Here is a 22,361-nt window from a genome sequence, read left to right as displayed (position 1 = left end):
CAAGAACGTAAAGCAACTGCTGAAAAAGCTGTTGAAAACTTCTCAAGAAGCCAAGCAGAAAAACAAACTGCTCTTGAAACAGCTAAAGCTGAACTAGCTACAGCTAAAACTGCTCAAAAAGATGCTGAAACTGCTCTTACAAATGCGCAAGCAAAATTACAAGCAGAAGAAAACAAGTTGACTGCACTTCAAGCTGAACAAGAAAAACTCCATGCAGAAAAAGACAAATTGATGTCAGATGCTAAAGCAATTGCAACAAAATTGAGTGCTTATCTAAACGCAGATAAGAATCTTGCAGATGCGCAAGCAAAAGTAGCTGATTTAGAAGCAAAATTGACTCAAGCAAAATCTTCTGCAAAATTGGCACAAGATAAATTGGATGCAGTTACAGCTAAATTGAAAGCTGAACAAGCTAAATTAGCTGAAATCCAAGAAGAGTTTGATAAGTTGGTCAAGGCTGAAAGAAAGGACTACTACAATCTATCAGGTTGGTATCTGGAGTATCTTGCAGGGAAACAAGCGGATAAGAAAACAGATACAGAACTCAAGAAAGTAGAAGATGAAAAACCTTCACAAGATGGCAACTGGATTCAGTCAGCTGGTCGTTGGTGGTACAAACACGCTGACGGTTCATATACAACCAACGGTTGGGAACAAATCAAGGGTACTTGGTATTACTTTGACCACGCAGGTTGGATGCAAACTGGATGGGTCAAGACTGGTGGTACATGGTATTACTTGAACAAGTCAGGCTCAATAGCTACAGGTTGGTTAAAAGATAACGGTACATGGTATTACTTGAATAACTCAGGCTCAATGGCTACAGGCTGGGTTAAAGAAAATGGCTCATGGTATTATCTTGACCAGTCAGGTGCTATGAAAACAGGCTGGTTTACAGTTTCTGGTAAATGGTACTATGCTTATAGCTCTGGTGCACTCGCAATCAATACAACGACCCCTGATGGTTACCGTGTCAATTACAATGGTGAGTGGGTAGAATAGACCGATTTACTAAATAGACTAAGAAATAAAAAAATCTTCTTGCGTTTGTAGGAAGATTTTTTGGATTCACAAAACTAGCTTCTATCATTTTTATATATAAAAATTTTACACATTTCTCTTGACAGGGCTTTCTTTTAGATGTACAATGTATGTGTAGAAAAATTATATATAAAAATCTTACACATTAGAAAAGGAGGTTCCCCATGTACTTTCCAACATCCTCTGCCTTGATTGAATTTCTCATCTTGGCTGTACTGGAGCAGGATGATTCTTATGGTTATGAGATTAGCCAAACCATTAAGCTGATCGCTAATATCAAAGAATCTACACTCTATCCTATCCTAAAAAAATTGGAAGGCAATAGCTTTCTGACAACCTATTCTAGAGAGTTCCAAGGTCGCATGCGCAAATACTACTCCTTGACAAATGGTGGTATAGAACAGCTCGTGACCCTAAAAGATGAATGGGCACTCTATACAGACACCATCAATGGCATCATAGAAGGGAGTATCCGCCATGACAAGAACTGAATACCTGACTCAGCTAGAACTCTATCTCAAGAAACTACCTGAAGCTGACCGCATCGAAGCCATGGACTATTTCAGGGAACTCTTTGACGATGCTGGAGTCGAGGGAGAAGAAGAACTCATCGCTAGTTTGGGAACTCCTAAGGAAGCAGCTCATGAAGTCCTCTCTAATCTTCTCGATAAAAAAATCAATGAGGCACCCGCTCAAAAAAATAACCGACAAATTTTGCATATCGCCTTGTTAGCTCTCCTTGCAGCACCCATCGGTATTCCTCTGGGAATCGCCATCCTCGTGTCCCTGTTCGCAATCCTTGTGGCAGCCTTGACTGTCATTCTAGCTTTCTTTGCGGTTTCCATACTTGGTATCATCGGCGGATTCCTATTTTTAGTTGAAAGTTTCACTGTCCTCGCCCAAGCCAAATCAGCCTTTATCTTGATTTTTGGTTCTGGTTTACTGGCTATCGGTGCTTCTTCACTAGTCTTACTAGGTATTTCCTATGTAGCCCGCTTCTTCGGCCTACTCATTGTTCGCCTGGTGCAATTTGTTCTTAAAAAAGGAAAGAGAGGTGACCAGCATGCGTAAATTGACAAAAGGATTTCTCATTTTTGGTGTGGTGACTACCGTTATCGGATTTATCCTGCTCTTTGTAGGCATCCAATCTGACGGAATCAAGAGCCTACTTGCCATGTCCAAGGAGCCTGTCTATGATAGTCGTATGGAAGAGCTGACCTTTGGCAAGGAAGTCGAAAACCTAGACATCACGCTCCACCAACACGCACTGACCATCACAGACTCTTTCGATGATCAAATCCACATTTCTTATCATCCATCTATTTCTGCTAACCATGATCTTGTCACAAATCAAAACGACAAAACTCTAAGCCTCACTGATAAGAAACTGTCTGAAAGTCCGTTTCTCTCTTCTGGAATTGGCGGTATTCTCCATATCGCAAGTAACTACTCTCGTCGTTTTGAAGAAGTTATTCTACAAGTTCCAAAAGGAAGAAGTCTAAAAGGAATCAACGTCTCAACCAATCGCGGTCAAACCAGTATCACTAATGCCACTCTTGAAAATGCGACCCTCAATACAAACAGCTATATCCTCCGAATTGAAGGAAGCCGTATCAAAAACAGTAAACTCACAACGCCCAATATCGTCAATATCTTTGATACAGATCTTACAGATAGTCAGCTAGAGTCAACAAAGAATCACTTCCACGCTGAAAATATTAAAGTATATGGTAAAGTAGAACTATCTTCTAAAAATGCGCTCAGTATCATGCTAACTCAAAAAGAAAGCCAAGAAATTAACTTAGACCTCTCGAGTCACCATGGTCCTATTTATCAGTTATCGAGAGATGAGAGTCAACGCCACCCCAACGAATTAAGCAACCCTTACAAAACTGAAAAAACTGATGCAAAAGGTCAACTCATCGCTAAGGCTGTTGATTATATTAGTCTTGAAACTACAGCTAACAGACCTTAATAAACCTATTTATATCGACCACTATGACACATAACCCACTAAAAAGGAGGTTCTACCATGAAACAAGAATGGTTTGAAAGTAATGATTTTGTAAAAACAACAAGCAAGAACAAGCCTGAAGAACAACCCCAAGATCTTGCAGACAAGGCTGAAGAAAGGATAGCCGATCTCGATACACCAATTGAAAAAAATACTCAAGTAGAGGAGGAAGTCTCTCAAGCGGAAGTCGAACTTGAAAACCAGCAAGAAGAGAAAATTGAAACGCCTGAAGACAGTGAAGCGAGAACAGAAATAGAAGAAAAGAAGGCATCCAATTCTACTGAAGAAGAGCCTGACATTTCTAAAGAAACAGAAAAAGTCACTATAGCTGAAGAAAGTCAAGAAGCACTTCCTCAGCAAAACACAACCACGAAAGAGCCACTTCTTATCAGTAAATCCTTAGAAAGTCCTTATATCCCCGACCAAGCTCCAAAATCTAGGGATAAATGGAAAGAGCAAGCGCTTGATTTTTGGTCTTGGCTATTAGAAGCTCTCAAATCTCCTACGAGCAATCTTGAAACAAGTAGCACACATAGTTACATAGCCTTTCTCTTGCTTATTCTGTTTTCTGCGTCTTCCTTTTTCTTTAGTATCTACCACATCAAACATGCTTACTATGGACATATAGCAACTATGCATAATCACTTCCCTGAACAATTTGCTTCATTAAATCTCTTTTCGATTATCTCTATCCTAGTAGCAACAACACTCTTCTTCTTTTCATTCCTCTTGGGTAGTTTCGTTGTGAGACGATTTATCCACCAAGAAAAAGACTGGACGCTAGAAAAGGTTCTCCAACAATATAGTCAACTCTTGGCAATTCCAATCATCCTCACTGCCATTGCTAGTTTCTTTGCCTTCTTTGACAGCCTACGATTTACAGCCCTCTTGTGTGTGATTAGCATTGGAATCATTCTGCTTGCCAGTCTCCATATCATTACAAGACCAAGTCAAGCAAGTGAAACCGACTCCTTCTATCAGTTATTCTTGTCTGTCCTTGTGAACGGAGTCATTATCCTCCTCTTCTTTGTAGCTGAAGTGGCACTGATTGGAGATTACCTTCGTATCTTGGCCTTTCTTTAAACTTCAATCCTGTCATCCATGGCAGGATTTTTTATATGTCAAAAAAGCAAGTCGATTGACCTGCTTCTGCTTTACTCTTCTTGTGCTAATGCTTTAAAATCTTGTCCTAGGATGGGCTGTACTTCTAATTGATTGGCGTCTAGTTGGTGGTAAGATGCTGAAGGTAGTGACTCTAGGAATTTTGCATAGTTCAAGCGGGCAATGGCTTCATAGTCTTCTGGTTTAGAGCCGTCTCCTGTGATTTGAACCAAATCAATCTCCCACTGGACTTCATTATCCACCAATTGCTCAATATAGGCAGCAGGAACAAATGGTTCTCTCGGTAAAACGGTCTTGACTCCCTGAGCCAGATGGTAAACACCGTGCACTTGGCCTTCTCCATCCTGATAAAAGGAAACTCTTGCAAAGTAAGCATCTGTCTCTTGAACCGCACGTACACGCGCTTCAAATTGAGCCAAGCCATCTTCCTCTAAAAAGCTTTTCAAATCCTCATGACTAAAGAAAACAGGATTAAAAATTCCTTGGCAAATCGTAAAGCGGGCTGCAGTGTCTGCTAGATAGGCTTGAATACTTGCTTGGAAATAAGCTTCAAAATCAAAACCATCTAGTCCTTCAATCTCCGTTCCTGTGTAAGCAAGCAGAGCATCTAAAAATGATTTGATAATCCGCCAGTCTGTCTTCGTTAGTAGGGCAGGAAGATCGACACGATATGCCTTTTGATCGTCAGCATAACTGACTTTAAAAAGAAATTGTGATTGCCCCACTATCGCACACTCGATATACTCGAGACGATTAAGAGGCTGACGGAGATAAACCGCATCATAACTATGCGACTCCAAACTGTCTACCAAGGCCAAGATAGACTTGGCAGTCAAAATTTCCTATTCTCCTAAAATGCTCTGTTTATTTGGAATAAAAAATGTTTTCGTCATAACTGGACTCCTTTGAAATCGTTTACATATAGTATACCTTATTTTCCTGAAAGATACAGAAACAAACTTTAGATTTTTGAGTAAAAAGCATAGAAAAACAGCCCCTAAGGACTGTTTGATATTATACAGTAGCTGCTTGATCCAAGCTTTCACCGATAGCGGCTAGGCGCTCGATCACTTCAGCTTGTGTCAATTCATTTTCTGAAACATAGCGGTTACGTGGGTGAACACGGCACTCGTGTGAGCATCCACGAAGGTACTTGTCTTCATTTTCTTCTGATGTCAAGATACGGCGGTTACAGAAGGGATTTCCACAGTTGACATAGCGTTCACATGGTGTTCCATCAAACCAATCTTTCCCTACGATAGTTGGATTGACATGGTTGACATCGACTGCAATACGCTCGTCAAAAACGTACATTTTTCCATCCCAAAGTTCCCCTTGAACTTCTGGATCCTTCCCGTAAGTCGCGATTCCTCCGTGCAATTGGCCAACATCTTTGTAGCCTTCACGGACCATCCAGCCTGAGAATTTCTCACAGCGAACACCACCTGTACAGTAAACCACGACACGCTTGTCCATGAATTTTTCCTTGTTGTCACGAACCCATTGTGGCAACTCACGGAAGTTGCGAATGTCTGGGCGGATAGCTCCACGAAAATGTCCTAGGTCGTACTCATAGTCGTTACGTGTGTCAAGGACAACTGTATCTTCGTCAAGAAGGGCTTCTTTGAACTCTTTTGGAGACAGGTAAGCACCTGTTGTTTCAAGTGGGTTGATGTCGTTGTCAAAGTCGTTGTCTTCCAAACCAAGGTGGACAATTTCTTTCTTGTAGCGAACAAACATCTTCTTGAAGGCTTGTTCATTTTCTTCGTCAATCTTGAACCAGAGGTCTTCCATGCCTGGGAGGCTGTGAACGTAGTCCATGTATTTTTGAGTTGTTTCATAGTCACCTGAAACTGTCCCGTTAATTCCCTCGTCAGCGACTAGGATACGGCCTTTAAGGCCGATTGATTTACAGAAAGCCAAGTGGTCTGCAGCAAATTGCTCTGCATTTTCAATTGGAGTATAAAGGTAGTAAAGTAAGACACGAATATCTTTTGCCATAAGATTTGTTCTCTTTTCTATTCTTAAATTTTCAGAATTTTTCATCTAACTATACTAGTATACCTGCTTGAGAAAACGAATGCAATTTATTTGACTGGAAATTGCTATATTTCAATTTAGAAACAAATTTCTTGTACACTACACTTAGTATCAATCATATTTTAAAAAATCCTTGGATTTTCCAAGGATTCAGTTTTAAACTTTTTTAGCTTTAGCCATATAGAACAGTTGGAGTAAAATACCAAGGATAGCCATACCGATAACGATAAAGAAGGCCATTGTATAATCTCCCTGGTTTGCCTGTGCAAGACGTGCTCCTAACTGAGGGCCAGCAATAGCAGCTACACCATAAGCAGTAAACATCCATCCATAGTTTGTCCCTACGTATGTAACTCCCCAGTTTTCAGCAGTAATTCCTGGGAATGAACCGAGGAAGCCGCCAAATGACAAGGCAACCATCATAATTCCAAGGATGGCCAAGATGCTTCCAGGACCTTTGAATAAGGCTGTGAGCAACAAACCAGTAGCAACCGCTCCAAACATGGCAATAACGGTAGGATAGCGACCAATCTTATCAGATACCGTACCCCAGAAGATACGACCAAATGTATTAGCGATAGATACCAGCATAACGAAGAGTGTAGCTTCTCCTACAAGTTTATACTGGTCAGAAATTGATGCTGCAGTACCGATAATCATCATTCCACCAGTAGCACCAAGAACGTAAATCAACCATAGAAGCCAGTAATTTCCATCACGAAGCATTTCTTTGTAAGTTTTACCTTCTGGTTGAGCTGTTCCAGCTGCAGGAGCTGCTGCAGGAGCTTTCTCCATTACCAATGAAGAAGTACAAATAACAATTAGAAGAATGATTCCTAATACTTTGAATGTTGAGTAAACACCCATAGAAGCAATCAAAGCTTTGGCAACTGGACCGATAATGAGCGGGCCTAACCCAAAACCTGCTGCTGTCAAACCACCAGCTAAACCTTTTTTATCTGGGAACCACTTAGTGGCAACTGAAGTAGATGCTCCATAAGCTGAACCAATACCAAGTCCTAGGACAACCCCGTAAGTGAGGTAAAGGACTGGAAGAGAAGTAGCAAATCCAGTAGCAAACATACCAGCACCGAAGAGAATACCACCTAGGAATACAAATTTCTTAGGTCCTGCTGAATCAACCTTAGGACCGAAAATAATCATACCAACAGGTACCATTGCAAAAGAAATACTAAAGGCCAAAGAAGTTTGGGCTTGAACCCATCCTTGACTAGCATTGGTTTCTAGCAGCGCCTTTTGAAAGACTGACCAGGCATAACCAGCACCTAGAGATAGATTCGTTAAAATGGCTGCTGCCAAAATTAACCATCGGTTGGGTGTTTTTTTCATTTGAATAACCTCATGTAAAATTTCTTGTTCCTAAAAAGAATAGAGAACAACTTTTATCATTTTTTCACCTACCTCGTTTAAATTGATCATTTTATAAATTTTTAGGTATATAGAACTGTGTAAACGACATACATCTATATACGACTGCTTAAAAATTTATATCTATAAATCTCTTAAATCAGAACAAGATGAATTTTCACAATATTAAGCGCTTTCATTGCACTCTTATTATAAGCTACTTTATTCTAAAAATCTACTTAATTAAACTAATAGAGGTATTAATTAAATTAATCTATATTCATATTTTATCCTTATAGCTTTGTTCATTAGTACAAAAACACCGCCTCCTTTAGTAATACCTGAGGAGGCGGTGTCAACATTTTTAGGAATGAATACACGAAATCAATTGATCTTATGATTTTTTATTTTTCAAGAATTCATCGTATTGTTTTTGCATTTCGTTCAATACTTTTTCGTAGGCACCTTCAGATTTCAATTTTTCCATCAATTCTGGAATAGCTTTGTCTGGGTCTACAGTACCAGTGTTGATAGCTGTATCGAATTGTTGCATTGTGTTAGAGATTGCTGAGATTTCAGATTTCACACTATCAGTGTTAAAGATGAATCCAAGCGCTGGAGATTCTTTAGCTTCTGCCAATTGTTTCTTAGAATCTGCAATTTGTTGGTCTGTAACGTTTTCGTTGATGTAAAGAATCCAGTTATTACCAGTGTTCCATCCACCCATGTGAGTGTTGCCTTTGTAACCATCAAGGACTTTAACACGGTTCTCTTTACCTGCAAGTTTTTCCCAGTTCTTGCCTTCTGGACCGTAAACAAGACCGTTCAAAAGTTCTGCGTTAGTGTTCAAGAGGTTCAACACTTCCATTGATTTTTCTTTGTTCTTAGAGTTGTTTGAGATAACAAAGTTAGCAACTTGAGTTGTTTGGTTTTTCTTGATGAAGTTAGTAATTGGTTTGATTTGGATATCTTTGTTCGCAACACGTGAAAGCAAGCTGTTACCGTAGTCAGCTGGTCCTACTGTTTCTTCACGAACGAACCAAGTATCTTGTTGAAGGTCAAATGAAGTATCGCTTGTTGCTACGTCTTTTGGAATGTATCCAGCTTCATAGAATTTGTGAAGAGTCTTCAAGTGTTCTTTAAAGCGAGGCACTTCGTAACGGTTTACGATCTTAGTAGTATCTCCTTCAAGGTCGATAACGAATGGAAGTCCATTTGGAACTGGGTAGTCAAAGTTATCAGATGGGATGAAGTTCTTAGTAACCGCAAATGGCACTACATCTGGAGCTTTTTCTTTGATTTGTTTCAAGACTGGTTCAAGTGTTTCGTATGAAGTGACACCTGAAATATCGATACCGTATTTAGCAAGAAGAGTTCCGTTGAAGGCGAAGTTTTGAGATGATGCAACGTTGGCTGCAACTGGAACTGCGTAAATTTTACCGTTAATGCTGTTACCTTTGATGTAAGCTGGGTCAAGTGCTTTGTAAAGTTCTGCCCCTTCTTTCTTGTACAAGTCAGTCAAGTCAGCATAAGCACCTTTTTGAGCATTTACAACATAGTTAGATGCAAAGGCGATATCGTAGTTTTCACCCGATGATGTGATAACTGACATTTTCTTATCATAGTCACCCCATCCAAGATATTGGATATCCAATTTAGCACCAACTTTTTCTCCGATGATTTTGTTAGCATTTTCTAGCAATTCATCCAAGTTATCTGGTTTGTCACCAATTTGGTACATTTTGATAACAGGTTTTTCACCTGAAGCTGAGTCAGCAGCTTTCTTGTTACCTGAAAGGTTTCCACAAGCAGCGAGACCAGCAGCCAAAGCGACTACACTAGCAGATGCGAAAGCATATTTTTTCCAGTTTTTCATGATAAAAACTCCTTTTTTTATTTTTAAACTTATAAATAATTTAATGATTTTAACTTCACGCAAGGGAAGTTTGGAAATGAGAAATGTTTTTCTCAATAAGCACTATTCTTTCACACCACCGATAGTCAAACCTTTTACAAAGTAGCGTTGGAAGAATGGATACAAAATCGCGATTGGAAGGGTTGCCACCACAACCATGGCCATACGTCCTGTTTCTTTTGGTAGAGCAACTCCCAGTTGACCAGATAGACCGACTGCTTTTGCGATGTAGTCCATATTTTGTTGAATTTGCATAAGCAAATATTGCAATGGGTACAAGTTGTCACTCTTAATGTAAAGAAGGGCGTTGAACCAGTCGTTCCAGAAACCAAGAGCTGTTAAGAGCGTGATGGTTGCGATACCTGGTAGTGATAATGGTAAACAGATTTGGAAGAAGATCCGGGCTTCACTGGCACCATCGATACGAGCAGATTCTAGAATAGCTTCTGGAATGGTCTTCTTAAAGAAGGAACGCATCAAGATGATGTTAAATGGTGAGAGAAGCATTGGAACAATCAAGGCCCAAACTGTATCACCAAGTTGAAGCAAACGAGTGACCACGATATAGCCTGGTACCAAACCAGCATTGAACAACATACTAAGAAGGGCAAAGATCGTAAAGAATCTGCGGTACTTAAAGGTTGTCCGTGAAATAGCGTAGGCATAGGTTGTTGTGATAAAAACGTTTGTGATAGTCCCCACCACTGTTACAAAGACTGAGATGAAGAGGGCTTGGAGGATTTTATCCTTAAACTGTGCCAAAAATTCAAAACCGTCTAATCCAAATTGGGATGGGAAGAAGCTATATCCATTTTGGAGGATACTCTTTTCATCTGTCACCGAAATAACAATAACGAATACGAAGGGTAGGATACAAGAGAGGGCAATCAAACCAGAAATGGTACTGAAGAAGATATCTGCTTTCTTACTGAAGGAGTGAATGCCGACATTATCAATTTTTTCTTTTTTAATTTTCTTTTCTGCCATATTCTCCTCCTTTCTAGAACAAGGCTGAGTTTGGATCAACTCGTCTTGCAAGTAAGTTTGATAGGATAACCAAAAGCAAACCGACTACTGATTGGTAGAGACCTGCCGCTGAAGCCATACCGATATCCGCTGTCTGGGTCAAACCATTATAAACATATACGTCCAAGACGTTGGTTACGTTATAAAGCTGACCAGCATTGTGGGGGATTTGGTAGAAAAGACCGAAGTCTGCACGGAAGATATTTCCGACTGCCAGGATGGTCAATACAGTTACCAACGGTGTCAACTGCGGAATGGTTACATTGCGAATTCGTTGCCATTTGCTAGCCCCGTCCACTGTTGCTGCTTCGTAGTAGGTTGGATCAATTCCCATGATTGTCGCATAGTACATGACACTGCTATATCCAAAACCTTTCCAAATACCTAGGAAAAGTAGGAGATATGGCCAGATACCCAAGTCAGCGTAGAAATTGATTTCCTTCATTCCAATAGATTCTAGGAAATGGTTGAACACCCCTTTATCAATATTTAGGAAGGCATCTGTAAAGAAACTGATGATAACCCAAGACAAGAAGTAAGGGAACAACATAGAAGTTTGGAAGATCTTAACCATTCTCTTAGAACGGAGTTCACTGAGGATGATGGCAATCCCTACAGATACAATCAAACCAATAAAGATAAAGCCGAGATTGTAGAGGACAGTATTTCGTGTGATAATAAAGGCGTCTTTTGAACTAAACAAGAATCTGAAATTATCGAGTCCGACCCATTTACTATTCATGATACTATCTATGAAACCATTACTGGTCATGTGGTAATCTTTGAAGGCAACCACGTTCCCAAATACTGGAATGTAGAAGAATAGAATCAACCAGAGTGCCCCTGGCAAAACCATCAAGAGAAAGATCCAGTTATCTCTCAAGGTTTTTGAAAACTTATTCATAATTTCCTCCCTTTTTTATTTTGATACCCATCTAAAAATTCCTTTTTAGACTTTTGATAACGATTACATTATTAGTATACTCCTATTTGAAGGTTAGGTTAAACTACTAATTATAGAAAAAACTCCACAAATTATTTTATGTGGAGTACTAACAAAAAAATAAGTTGCGACTCATTTTTCATCTTATGCTCAATGAAAATCAAAGACCAAATTAGGAAGCTACTCAAAGTACAGCTCTGAGGTTGTAGATAAGGAGGTTGGAAAATTAAAAAACAGCTCTCTTATCTGAAACTATCACAAAAAAACAATTGAAATGCTAAGCCTACACAGACTGATTCCAATTGTTTTTTAGATTGCTTAACAATCAATTCTACCATTCTTCATCGTCAAAACCATCATAATCCGGATATTGTTCTGGTGGTGTTCCAACTTCACGAACAATATAAGCTTCTTCATCTTCCGCCTCGATTTCTCTCAGCACTTGACATTCGAAACGCCATTCATCACCAAAGTCAAAAATAAACTTAAATTTTTGTTTGACACTTAGGATATCCAGATGGACATTTTCCGTGTATCGTTCTTCACCATCGTCACTAACAAAGCTAACAAAGTAAGAATCTACATCACTCCAAACAACGTTATCCATGAAAAATGCATGAGCATGATCATTTATAAAATCGAAACTCCATAAAATAACATCTGCTAGTTCCGCTAACGTTTCTGTTTTGGGAATCTGTATATGTCGGTAGCAGCCTGTTCTAAGTTTTACTGATATAACCCAGGCAGGCACAGACGCTGGCTTTTCAGCCTCTATTTCGTTTTTGATTAATTTTAAGTGTACCATAATACCTCCAATAGCCAATCGATGGAGTTACTCCTAAGAGAAATTCCCTCACAGTCATTTTAACATAAGTTTGTCTAACTGTGGTATTTGAAACTAGATAATTCTTCTGTTTCACGCGAAACACCCTGTGCTAGGCAAGATGTTCTTGTTTTAGGTCGTATAAATCGTCGAAGCTGTCGCAATGGTATGTCACTGGTTGGCTGTTGTGGCTGCGAAGTCCTTGTCTGCGTAAAAGTCAGTAAATGGCAGGATTTCCACTTCTAACTCATCGATGCGGTCAAGCTGACCATCCAGATAAGCCTCGATGCGGCTTTCTTCTCGTTTGATACGTTGTAAGAGTCCGCCCATACGGATGTCAACTGTATCCAAGCCAAAGACCTTGTTTTCCTTCAGCCATTGGTGGCTAAAGAGAGCATGGAAGTGCTCAATTTGGCTTCTGAGTTCTGGTAATTCTTGTCTTGCGATTTCTTGCAGACTTTCCTTATCATCCGCTTGGTAGGCCTGACGAATGCGTCGTCCCACATCGACTTTGCTACTTAAAATGGCATTCAACTGGGCCTGAGTTTCGAAGAGATAGGCGTAGATGCCTGCTTTTTCTTTAATGTCAGTAAGCGTCTCAGCTGCTTGAGCGAAGTGTGGCTTGTCCTGTTCAGGTGTCATATGTCGGTCAAGGATCGGACAGAGAACATCCTGATAAAAGACATAGCGGTTAGGATTGATCCCACTGAGATTGCCTGGTAGATCTGGTAAGAGATTGGCAAGGTCAATCTGCATGAAATCCTCAACCGATAGACCAGTATTGGTCTGGAAGTGAGCAGACAAACGGTCTAAGTCATTGCGGTAGCTGAGTTCTGCCCAGATTTGCAAGCTTGGGAGAATAGAAAACTGGGCTGTTTCCCCACCATTATCCCCCCAACCCGTTACAATGACTTCTTTTATCTCATTGGCACGGCAGGCTTTATTAGCCTCAATAGCTACTAGACGGCTGAAATGGTTATTGGGTGTGAAACCAATCCACTTCCAAGCTCCCCCTGCAAAGGCAAGATCATGACTAATCTTATGATGATTGCGGAAATTACGGCTGTATTTTTCCTCGCTATCCTGATAATAGTCCCAGTAAACCAAGGTCACACGATCTTTGAGACGGTCGAGGTAGACACGCGTTTCCTCTGGAATTTCCACATCACGGTCGTACTGGCCATCTGCTGACATAAGTTTAAAGAACATATCGCTCCACATCTGGCAGTGGAAACCATATTTGTCAGCAATATCCAGCACGCGCTCCAAGTGTTGACACATGAGGAGACTACGATCCACAACACCGTTCAATATCAAGTAACGTCCCAAGCCAACCAAGTGGGCTTCGTCCATCCCGATATTGACCTTGCGAGTTTGTAGTTTAGATAGAGTAGCAAACATCCCATCAATCAGGTTATAAACCTTTTCTTCGCCAATAAGGAGAATGTCCTCTACATCACGGAGTTCTTGCACTTCCTTGACACCCCATTTGACGAAGGCTGACAAGTGGGCCAAGGTCTGGATGCAAGGCACAAAGGTCATATCAAACTGCTGGGCATAGGCTTCGATTTCCTGCAATTCCTCAGCTGAGTAGGCTCCACGGAAATAGCCAAAGTAAGGCTGCCCTTCAATCTGGTAGGTATCTTCCATGTAGAGCTCAAAGGTTGAGTAGCCCATGAGAGCCAAGATCTCAATCATCTGCTTGGCAGAAGCGACATTCAGCACCGCATTGCGCGAACAGTCAGCCATATAGGCTAAATCTTCATAAGCCGCTTGCTCCTCAATCTCTACTTTATCTCCTTCTGCTAGAGCCGTTGCCAACAAGGACAAGGCACGGTAGAGTTGGTGAGGTTTGCGGTAAGTCAATTGATAATGACCACCCTCACCCTTGATAGAGATAGAGGCTTGGTCAGACTGAGCGACTGCTACCTCTACATCTGGCAGAGAAATGTGATTTTTTAATACTTCAATAGCTTGCGCTTGTTTGTCACTAATTCCTGTAAATCTTACCATTGGTTTTCCTCCTGTAACCAATTGACAAGGGCACCGTAGAGATTGGCATCTGCCTGATAGGTACAGGCTTGGATAACTGGTGCGACCGTGTATTCTTCATAGCTTTCGACAAAGTCATCTACAGCCTTCTTGACACCCTGGATAAAATCTGGATTTTGACTGATAGAGCCACCTAAGCTAATCACATCTGGGTCGATGAGATACTGGATATTGAGCAAGCCTTGCGCCAGATTGCGGTTCATACGCTCAATAGCTTCTTGACAAAGGGTATTACCTTCTTTAGCTTCTTGGTATATTTTGCGACCGTCCCAGTCAGTCTGACCAGATTTTTCAATCACGTATCGCACCATGTTGCCAGTTGACGCTAGTTGCGACCAGTTGTTGAGTTTTTCAGCAGGGGCAAGGGTTGTCATGTAGCCAAATTCTCCACCCAAGCCGTGGCGACCTCGGTGAAGTCTACCATTAATAATCATGGCTCCGCCGATCCCAGTCCCAATCACGACACAGGCTGCATTTTCAATTTCTGGGTGAACCAACAATTCACTAAGTCCAACACAGTTGGCATCATTTTCAAGATGGACAGGTAGCTGATAAAAGCTAAGTGCCTCATACCAAGAAAAGCCGTGGATATAAGGCACCGCACTGAAGCCATCAATCACACCTGTCTCTTGATTGACCGCACCTGGAACGCTCATAGCAATCCCACGATAGTCCTGTTCTGACAAGCGTTGGTCCAACCAAGCCAACAAATCTTCCAGAGTTTCTGGAGTTGGGATGCTGGTCTTATCTAAAATCTTTCCATCAGGAGTCAGACTGGCAAACTTAATCCCAGTCCCTCCGATATCAATCGTTGCAATGGTCATTGTTTTTTCATAAAAAGGGGCGAATCAGCACTTAGTTCTTACCTTTTCGCCCCTCCTTTCTTTTTATGTTTACTTTTTGAAATTAAATTTCTTCTTTTTTAATTAATTCTGTACGAATTTCTTGTGGAGCCAATAGTTCTGAATGAACTGGATATGATTGCTCAAGTAAGTCAAGAATAGTTTGTTGGTGTTCTGATATGCGCACATTTTCTTGACTCATATTGTAGTAACGGAGGACATAGCCTTCTTCATTTTCCGCCACTTTAAAGGCTGTTGGGCAAACTTGTGGTAAGCTGAGTGCCGCATGACTCAAGAGGCTACCAGTCGCAGCAACACTTCCTTCTTGTTTAGCAAGCTGAAGGCTGGTAAACGGTGTCTGCAAGGCTTTAGCACGACGATAGGCTGAGAAGCGTTCTTGGGCTTGGTGGCATTCAAGTGCAAACTCGACTTCAAACTCACGCAAACACTGTGCTTCTGGTGTTGGGAAGTAACCCCAGTCTCCCAGCTCACCTGATGCACGCAAAATAGTCACTGCAATGGTGTCGTCTCCAAGGATTTCGTATTCATTCAATCCCTTGTTAGATACAGTCACACCTTTTTCATCGTCATACAGACTGACAAAGGCTTGTTGGTGTTGAGGATTTTCAGGATTTTCCCATGAAGCAGCTGGTTTGTTTGGTCGTGTCACCACCTCATAGATGCTTTCAGAATCATTGCTTGGACGCGTGTTGTGAGTCTTAACCAAAAGACGGATACGGTGATCTTTGGCAGTGTTAGTAAAGCGAGTCTTGCAACGGATTTGTGGATTATCAACGAAGACAGTCATCTCAGTTTCCAGAGGAATGCTTGTCAATTCTTCTGAACGTCCAGCCTCACGCTTCATAAACTCGATGATGCCTTTTTGCTCTTCTTCTAGTTTTTCATCCGCACTGACAGGCACAGTCAATTCATGTTTGAGCAAAATTTTAGCATAGCGAGCTGTGTTTTCCAAGACCTCGTAGCCCTTAAGCTCTGCATAAATAGGCTCTGTTCCTTTTGGTTGGAAATAGATATACTCGTTTCCGATGTCACCACGGTCCTCAAAACGGATAAAATCTTCATAGGATTCGTGAGTTGTCTTGTCATAAACTGTGATATTGTCATCCACACTCACCCTTACAAATGGCGTATCAATCAATCCGTTTTTGTAAATACCCTCACGGTGTTCTTGCTCTCCTTCCAGCAATTGGAAAGTTGTCCAAGAAAGCGGTGCTAGGTGAACTGGAATGGTCACGCGCACTTGGCGAGCGATACGAGCTTGGCGGAACTTGTCTTTTGGTAAATCATACTCAAAATTTGCCCCAAGGTCTTCAATTTTAGCCTCTACAGGACGACCATCCAAGTCCTCTACACGGTAGCTTGGCAAGGTCAAGGCTGCCATCTTCTTGTAGCCTTCTGTTGGATGCAATTCCTTGAAATCACAAGTCGCCACATCAATCACTGTGCTGACAGTATCAACCTTATCATGCAAGCCTGTGTTAATGACAGTAAAGAGACAATCACTTTGAGCTTCGTGAGTTGCAATTTTGCCCTTCCACTCATTGAGAAGATTGGTCTTAACAAAGTTTCCTACTTGGTTGACCTTAGCAAAACGCGTTTCCATCTCTCGATGAACTTCGTCCACGCTACAGCCACAGATGCTATCATGCGGCGCATTCTGCAAAAGTGTTTTCCAAGCATAGGTCAACTGATCCTTGTGGTTGTGGCCACCAGTGATAATTGTCAAGGGTTCTACAACCTGTTCTAGGAGGTTGCTATTTTCTTGGAAGGCTTGTTTGAGATAAATACGAGATGAAGAAGTGTTGGCAAGTGTGTACCAGCCATCTGTTTCCTGACTGGTCAACTCACCTGTCACCGTTGATAAGTGTTCAGGAAGCGCACTTTCCACAGCTTGAACATATTCATCAAAGGAACTATGAACAAAGGTTACATCTGGGAAGAGTTCATTTGCCACACGAATGGCTTCACTCAAATTTTTCTGTACAGGCTGGTGGTCACATCCGTTCATCATCAACCATTGGTTAGTCGAAGCATAGGCACGCACGTCTGCCAATTTTTGTTTCCAGAAGCTCAAGGCCTCGTCTTTATCAACTGGAATTTCATTCCCATTACTGTACCAGTTGGCAAAGAGAATCCCCAGGACACGACTACCATCTGCACCCTGCCAGTACATTTCTGAAAACTGAGAAGTGAACTGCTCATCTTCGAGGACTTGGTTGTCAAATCCGATTGGTTTGACACCACGACCAAAAGCTGCCACGTGAATGCCTGATTTTTGAAGGATTTGAGGCGCTTGTCCCATATTTCCAAAGGTATCTGGGAAGTAACCAATCTGGGTTGATTTGCCCCATTTTGCACATTCTGCTTGACCAATCAAGGTATTGCGAACGTTGGCTTCACTGGAGATCAAGTAGTCATCCTGCAAGATATAAAAGGGACCAATCTTCAATTTTCCTTCGTCAATGTAGCGTTGGACTTTGTCGCGATTTTCAGGGCGAATCTCCAAGTAGTCATCAAGGACAATGGTTTGTCCATCTAAATGGAAGCTCTTGAATTCAGGGTCATTTTCAAAGAGATCAAAGAGATTGTCAAACAATTCCACCAACTGCATACGGTGGCTTTCAAAAGGCAAGTACCACTCACGATCCCAGTGACTATGTGAGATAATATGTACGACAACATTTTCCATGAAGTAAAACCTCATTCTAAATTAAATTTTTAATGTTTTAAATGTAAATTTGTGATTCTGACAAGAATCGGTTGCGCTAATACTAAATGAAAATCAAAGTGCAAACTAGGAAGCTAGCCGCAGGCTGTACTTGAGTACGGCAAGGTAAAGCTGACGTGGTTTGAAGAGATTTTCGAAGAGTATTAGCGAATATCCAAGTAATCCAAGACTAATTCGCAGAACATCATGTTGGCCCATGAGAACCATTCGCGTGAGTAGAGTGTTGGATCATCGACGTGGAAGCTTTCATGCATAACACCTGTTCCACCATCACAAGCGACGAGCTGATCTAGCAAGAATTTTTTCTCAGCTTTATCGGTAGCTGTCAAGCCTTGGATAGATAGGGCAATCGGCCAGATATAACGATAGAAGGTATGGGAACTTCCGAGACCGCTAGCGTATTCTCCTTGGTAGAAGTATGGATTTTCTGGACTCAGAATGGTACGACGAGTGGCTTGGTAAACTTCATCATCGACCGCACAGTAACCCAGATAAGGCGCAGCCAGCAGACTCGGTACATTTGGATCATCCATAATACTAGCATTTCCTAGGCCATCCACTTCAAAGGCGTAAATCTTTTCACCCTTACTGTTGGTGGTGTAGGCGTAGTTTTCGATTCCTTCTTGAATTTCATCCTGGAGACGCTTAGCGTCTGCGATAATGCTCTCGCTATCAGCTAGGTCTAATGCTGCAAAGATTTCTTGGACATAACCTAAGACAACGACTGCAAACATATTGGATGGAATCAAATAGCTATACTGGCAACAGTCATCACTCGGACGAAAGGCTGACCAAGTCATACCTATCACTGCAAAGTCAGGTCCAAAGCCATCATTTACCAAGGTATCTTCCTTGCGGTCCGTATCTCGGACAAAACGATAAGGAGAGTTCTTGTGGTCTTGTTCTACCGTCCAAAGATGGAGAATCTCCTTAGTCGCTGCGACAAAAGTCTCATCAAATTGGCTAGTCTCGCCAGTCTCTTTCCAGAGGAGATAAGCCAACTGCAAAGGATAGCAAAGCGAGTCCACCTCGTACTTGCGTTCCCAAATCCAGCCATTCAGGTCGGTATGGTCTGTCTCATGGTGACCCTTCCAGTTTTCCTCTATGTTAAAAGAATTGGCATAAGGATCCTTGAGGACCAAGGTCATCTGACGTTTGACCAAACCTGCAATGGTCTGACGCAGGAGAGGATCTCTTTTAGCCACATGAAGATATGGTCTGAGTTGGGCTGTCGAATCACGAAGCCACATAGCAGGATTATCCCCAGTCAAGACAAAAGTTGAACCGTCTTCTAGAATCTCGACCGTATTGTCCAAGGTGTCGGTGTAGCAACGCTCAAAGACATCCACCCACTCCGGATGGTCCTTAGCCCGTTCTGCTACTTCATCTAGCCATTCTCTAACAATTTCTTTTGAATAAATCATCATGCAGTATCCTCTTTCAAACAAGTTTCATTTTCAGTATATAGCTTTTGAGACAGAAAATACATACACAAATGATAGTCATTTTTCTACAAACTAGTTATCTTTGGAACTCCTTTTCTAAAGGCTATCTTTTTCTGATATAATGTAGAAAAACAGCTAAAGGACAGACTATGAAACCACTACTTGAAACCATCGATACCCGATTTGGCACTGCTAGTAAGCACGCCTTTTCTCGGGGAAATACCCTGCCCTACACAAGCATTCCTTTTGGGATGAATTACTTTGTGCCCCAGACCAGCGACCAGGAGGGAGCTTGGTTTTTCGATCCACATCTGCCCATATTTCAGGGGATTCGTTTAACCCATCAGCCCAGCCCTTGGATTGGGGACTACTCTTGGCTCCTTCTGACACCTGTCACAGGTCAGCTAGGTGGAGACAGCCTCTTCCATCGTCAGTCTTCCTATGACATAGATAGGGCCTCTTTCCAACCACATTATCTGAAAATTTTCTCCCTACGCTATCAGATTGAAAGCCAGCTTACACCGACTTGCTATGGTGCTTCTATTCGTTTGAAGCAAAAGCAAGGCAAAACCCTCTCCCTCTATCTTCACGCAGCAGATGAACTGACCGTGGAGCAAGTAGATCAGAGGAATCTTGCCCTGCGACAGAAAGGAAAAACTGAGACCAACAAAAATCCACTGATACTTTTCACCACCCTGAAAATGAATACAGATATTCTTGCGGTCAGCCAAGAAAGTGGAGACTGGCGAATTGACCTGACAGATAGTCATGCTGAAATTCAGCTAGCCACTTCTTTCATCTCTCCTTCTCAAGCCCTAATCAATCTACCTCAAAAGGATTTTGATAGTTGTAAAGCAGATGCACAAGCAGATTGGGAAAATCTCCTCCACCGTTTTGATATCGTGGAGACAGGAGATACTGACCGAACCTTCTTTGACCACTGTCTCTACAGACTCTTCCTCTTCCCACAAACTTTTTATGAGGTTGATGAATCAGGGCAAGCCATTCACGTGGATCTGGCTACTGGAACTGTCAAGCCTGGTGTCCTCTTCAGCAACAATGGTTTCTGGGATACCTTCCGTACCACCTTCCCCCTCTTTGCTCTTATCATACCAGAGCACTATCACCTCTTTTTAGAAGGTTTCCTCAATAGCTACCGCGATACGGGGTTCCTTCCAAAATGGCTAGCCCCAGATGAACGTGGTATGATGCCTGGTACCCTTTTAGATGGTATTATCGCAGATAGCGCCTGCAAGGACATGGCCCCTGACCTAGAAGAAGAACTCCTCCAAGCCATGCTTGAAACAGCCAGCAAGTCCGATCCTCTCGGGATCAATGGCCGTCACGGACTAGCCCAATACCAAGAACTAGGCTATCTATCCACAGACAATCATGAAAGCGTCAGCCACACTCTAGACTATACCTATAGCGATTTTTGTATCGCTAGCTGTGCCAAAAAACGAGGGAAAAGAGAAATCGCTGAAACTTACAAGGCCGCATCACAAAATTACCGCCATCTATTTGACGCTGAGACAGGTTACATGCGAGCGCGTGACAGTCAAGGCAACTTCCGACCCAACTTCTCTCCTTATAGTTGGGGACGCGACTATGCCGAATGCTCTACCATCCAAGCAACTTTAGGTGTCCTCCATGACATCCCAGGCTTGATCCAGCTTATGGGTGGAAAAGAAGCCTTTAGCAACTATCTTTTGAAAACCTGTCAAGATGCTCCCCTCTTTGAGACAACAGGCTATGGTTACGAGATTCACGAAATGAGCGAGATGGCTACTGCTCCTTTTGGACAACTCACCATTTCCAACCAACCAAGCTTCCACATTCCTTATCTCTTCCGCTACAGCAATTACCCTGACTACACTGCCCTTCTCATCAAGACTCTACGTCAAAAAGCTTTTCACCCAAGTTGGGAAGCCTATCCTGGCGATGAGGATAACGGCAGTCTCTCGGCCTGGTACATCTGGTCAGCTCTCGGATTTTATCCGACCTGTCCAGGAAAACCAAGCTATGACCTCGGAGTCCCTCTCTTTGACCACCTCCGAGTCTATCTGGCTAAAGAAGATAAATGGTTGGATATCCATACTAAACAAAACCACAGCCATTTTAACTTTGTAAAAGAATGCCGACTGGACAAAACCCTAGTATCAACTATTCAACACAAATACCTCCTAAAAGCTGAACAACTGATCTTTACACTTAGCTGGTTGCCAAATCACTCGTCAATTTCATGAAATGCAAAAATCTCCTAGCAGACTTTCCTGCTAGGAGATTTTCTTATGAGAGGTACTTGTTTAAGCTTTGAAAATCGGATTTATCATCTGATGTTTATCAAACAATCTACCAATTAAGCTTCTTCGTCTTCTTTACGACGACGGCCTGCAAGACCAAGACCAAGTAATGCACTTGCTGCAGCTGCTACCATAGCTACAGTAGAATTTGCTGTACCTGTATTTGGTAATTCTTTAGCTGCTTGACGCGCATTTGCTTGTGCTGATGCTGTTTGACTAGCATTAGCTGCTGCTGGAGTAGTAGCTGGAGCTACAGCTGGTTTTTGAGCAGCTTGGTCGTTAGCTGGAGTTGCTGATGGATCTTGAACTCCGTTTGAATCAGCTGATTTAACTGTCTTATCTGCTGGGATAACAGCTGTAGTACCATCTTCAAAGGTTACAACTACTGATCCGTCTTTGTTTACCTTGATATCTTTCGCAGTTGGGTTAGATTTCTTAACTTCTTCTGCTACTTTAGCTTTTTCTGCGTCTGTTAAGTTAGCTGGATCTTTAACTGGTGTTACCGCTGGATCCGTTACTTTGTTCTTAGACGCATCTGTGGCTGGTGTACTTGGATCTTGAACTCCGTTTGAATCAGCTGATTTAACTGTCTTATCTGCTGGGATAAAGGCTGTTGTACCATCTTCAAAGGTTACAACTACTGATCCGTCTTTGTTTACCTTGATATCTTTCGCAGTT

At 41.9% G+C, this 22,361-nt stretch carries 17 protein-coding genes and 1 pseudogene; 6 read left to right on the top strand and 12 right to left on the bottom strand.

Features of this window, described 5'->3' with window-relative positions; all coding sequences use genetic code 11:
* The 5 genes and pseudogenes from ADI86_RS11970 to ADI86_RS06850 all read left to right on the top strand — a co-directional run.
* A pseudogene (locus ADI86_RS11970) lies at positions 1 to 1,002 on the top strand (hypothetical protein); the annotation flags it as partial.
* 203 nt (positions 1,003 to 1,205) lie between these two features.
* Positions 1,206 to 1,532 (top strand): PadR family transcriptional regulator, encoded by a 327-nt coding sequence (locus tag ADI86_RS06865; RefSeq protein ID WP_000273858.1) that lies wholly within the window; start codon positions 1,206 to 1,208, stop codon positions 1,530 to 1,532.
* Positions 1,519 to 2,112 (top strand): DUF1700 domain-containing protein, encoded by a 594-nt coding sequence (locus tag ADI86_RS06860; RefSeq protein ID WP_000198685.1) that lies wholly within the window; start codon positions 1,519 to 1,521, stop codon positions 2,110 to 2,112. Before ADI86_RS06865 ends, ADI86_RS06860 begins: the two co-directional genes overlap by 14 nt.
* Positions 2,105 to 3,016 carry a DUF4097 family beta strand repeat-containing protein gene (locus tag ADI86_RS06855; RefSeq protein WP_049532316.1) on the top strand — a complete coding sequence of 304 codons (912 nt, stop codon included), beginning with the start codon at positions 2,105 to 2,107 and terminating at the stop codon, positions 3,014 to 3,016. The genes ADI86_RS06860 and ADI86_RS06855 overlap by 8 nt, the downstream gene beginning before the upstream one ends.
* A 57-nt stretch (positions 3,017 to 3,073) precedes the next feature.
* Positions 3,074 to 4,138 (top strand): DUF6574 domain-containing protein, encoded by a 1,065-nt coding sequence (locus ADI86_RS06850; protein ID WP_049532315.1) that lies wholly within the window; start codon positions 3,074 to 3,076, stop codon positions 4,136 to 4,138.
* Between the two features lie 71 nt (positions 4,139 to 4,209).
* Here the strand turns inward: ADI86_RS06850 and ADI86_RS06845 are convergent, their stop codons facing one another.
* The 11 genes from ADI86_RS06845 to ADI86_RS06795 all read right to left on the bottom strand — a co-directional run bounded on the left by ADI86_RS06845 (position 4,210) and on the right by ADI86_RS06795 (position 19,359).
* Complete coding sequence (locus tag ADI86_RS06845) at positions 4,210 to 5,016, bottom strand: DUF4299 family protein (protein ID WP_241486546.1); 807 nt, start codon at positions 5,014 to 5,016, stop codon at positions 4,210 to 4,212.
* Between the two features lie 175 nt (positions 5,017 to 5,191).
* Positions 5,192 to 6,178: a rhodanese-related sulfurtransferase gene (locus ADI86_RS06840; RefSeq protein WP_020899966.1), complete on the bottom strand. Its 987-nt coding sequence runs from the start codon at positions 6,176 to 6,178 to the stop codon at positions 5,192 to 5,194.
* A gap of 195 nt (positions 6,179 to 6,373) precedes the next feature.
* On the bottom strand, positions 6,374 to 7,567 hold the full coding sequence (locus ADI86_RS06835; RefSeq protein ID WP_049532313.1) for an L-lactate MFS transporter: 1,194 nt from the start codon (positions 7,565 to 7,567) through the stop codon (positions 6,374 to 6,376).
* 412 nt (positions 7,568 to 7,979) lie between these two features.
* Positions 7,980 to 9,461, bottom strand: a complete 1,482-nt coding sequence (locus ADI86_RS06830; RefSeq protein WP_049532312.1) for an ABC transporter substrate-binding protein — start codon at positions 9,459 to 9,461, stop codon at positions 7,980 to 7,982.
* Between the two features lie 102 nt (positions 9,462 to 9,563).
* On the bottom strand, positions 9,564 to 10,487 hold the full coding sequence (locus tag ADI86_RS06825) for a carbohydrate ABC transporter permease (RefSeq protein ID WP_000818351.1): 924 nt from the start codon (positions 10,485 to 10,487) through the stop codon (positions 9,564 to 9,566).
* Positions 10,488 to 10,500: 13 nt separating this feature from the next.
* Positions 10,501 to 11,430: an ABC transporter permease gene (locus tag ADI86_RS06820; RefSeq protein WP_001032151.1), complete on the bottom strand. Its 930-nt coding sequence runs from the start codon at positions 11,428 to 11,430 to the stop codon at positions 10,501 to 10,503.
* A gap of 370 nt (positions 11,431 to 11,800) precedes the next feature.
* Positions 11,801 to 12,274: an IS1096 element passenger TnpR family protein gene (locus tag ADI86_RS11225; protein ID WP_080983200.1), complete on the bottom strand. Its 474-nt coding sequence runs from the start codon at positions 12,272 to 12,274 to the stop codon at positions 11,801 to 11,803.
* Between the two features lie 189 nt (positions 12,275 to 12,463).
* Entirely contained in the window at positions 12,464 to 14,305 is a 1,842-nt protein-coding gene (locus ADI86_RS06810) for a beta-N-acetylhexosaminidase (protein WP_049532311.1), read from the bottom strand.
* Complete coding sequence (locus ADI86_RS06805; RefSeq protein WP_049532310.1) at positions 14,299 to 15,168, bottom strand: ROK family protein; 870 nt, start codon at positions 15,166 to 15,168, stop codon at positions 14,299 to 14,301. Before ADI86_RS06805 ends, ADI86_RS06810 begins: the two co-directional genes overlap by 7 nt.
* 82 nt (positions 15,169 to 15,250) lie before the next feature.
* A complete protein-coding gene (locus ADI86_RS06800) occupies positions 15,251 to 17,896 on the bottom strand; it encodes an alpha-mannosidase (protein WP_049532309.1) in 2,646 nt (881 codons plus the stop codon).
* A gap of 182 nt (positions 17,897 to 18,078) precedes the next feature.
* Positions 18,079 to 19,359, bottom strand: a complete 1,281-nt coding sequence (locus tag ADI86_RS06795; protein WP_049532317.1) for a glycoside hydrolase family 125 protein — start codon at positions 19,357 to 19,359, stop codon at positions 18,079 to 18,081.
* A gap of 170 nt (positions 19,360 to 19,529) precedes the next feature.
* On the opposite strand from ADI86_RS06795, the gene ADI86_RS06790 reads away from it, so the two are divergent.
* Positions 19,530 to 21,626, top strand: a complete 2,097-nt coding sequence (locus ADI86_RS06790; RefSeq protein WP_049532308.1) for a GH92 family glycosyl hydrolase — start codon at positions 19,530 to 19,532, stop codon at positions 21,624 to 21,626.
* Between the two features lie 113 nt (positions 21,627 to 21,739).
* On the opposite strand, the gene ADI86_RS12290 is transcribed toward ADI86_RS06790, so the two are convergent.
* Positions 21,740 to 22,361 (bottom strand): LPXTG cell wall anchor domain-containing protein (locus ADI86_RS12290; RefSeq protein WP_241486544.1); only part of this gene is annotated, 622 nt, incomplete at its 5' end.

It is taken from the genome of Streptococcus pseudopneumoniae, from assembly GCF_001074975.1.
GTDB classification, from domain to species: Bacteria; Bacillota; Bacilli; order Lactobacillales; family Streptococcaceae; genus Streptococcus; species Streptococcus pseudopneumoniae_D.
This window is presented reverse-complemented; position numbering and strand designations above follow the sequence as displayed.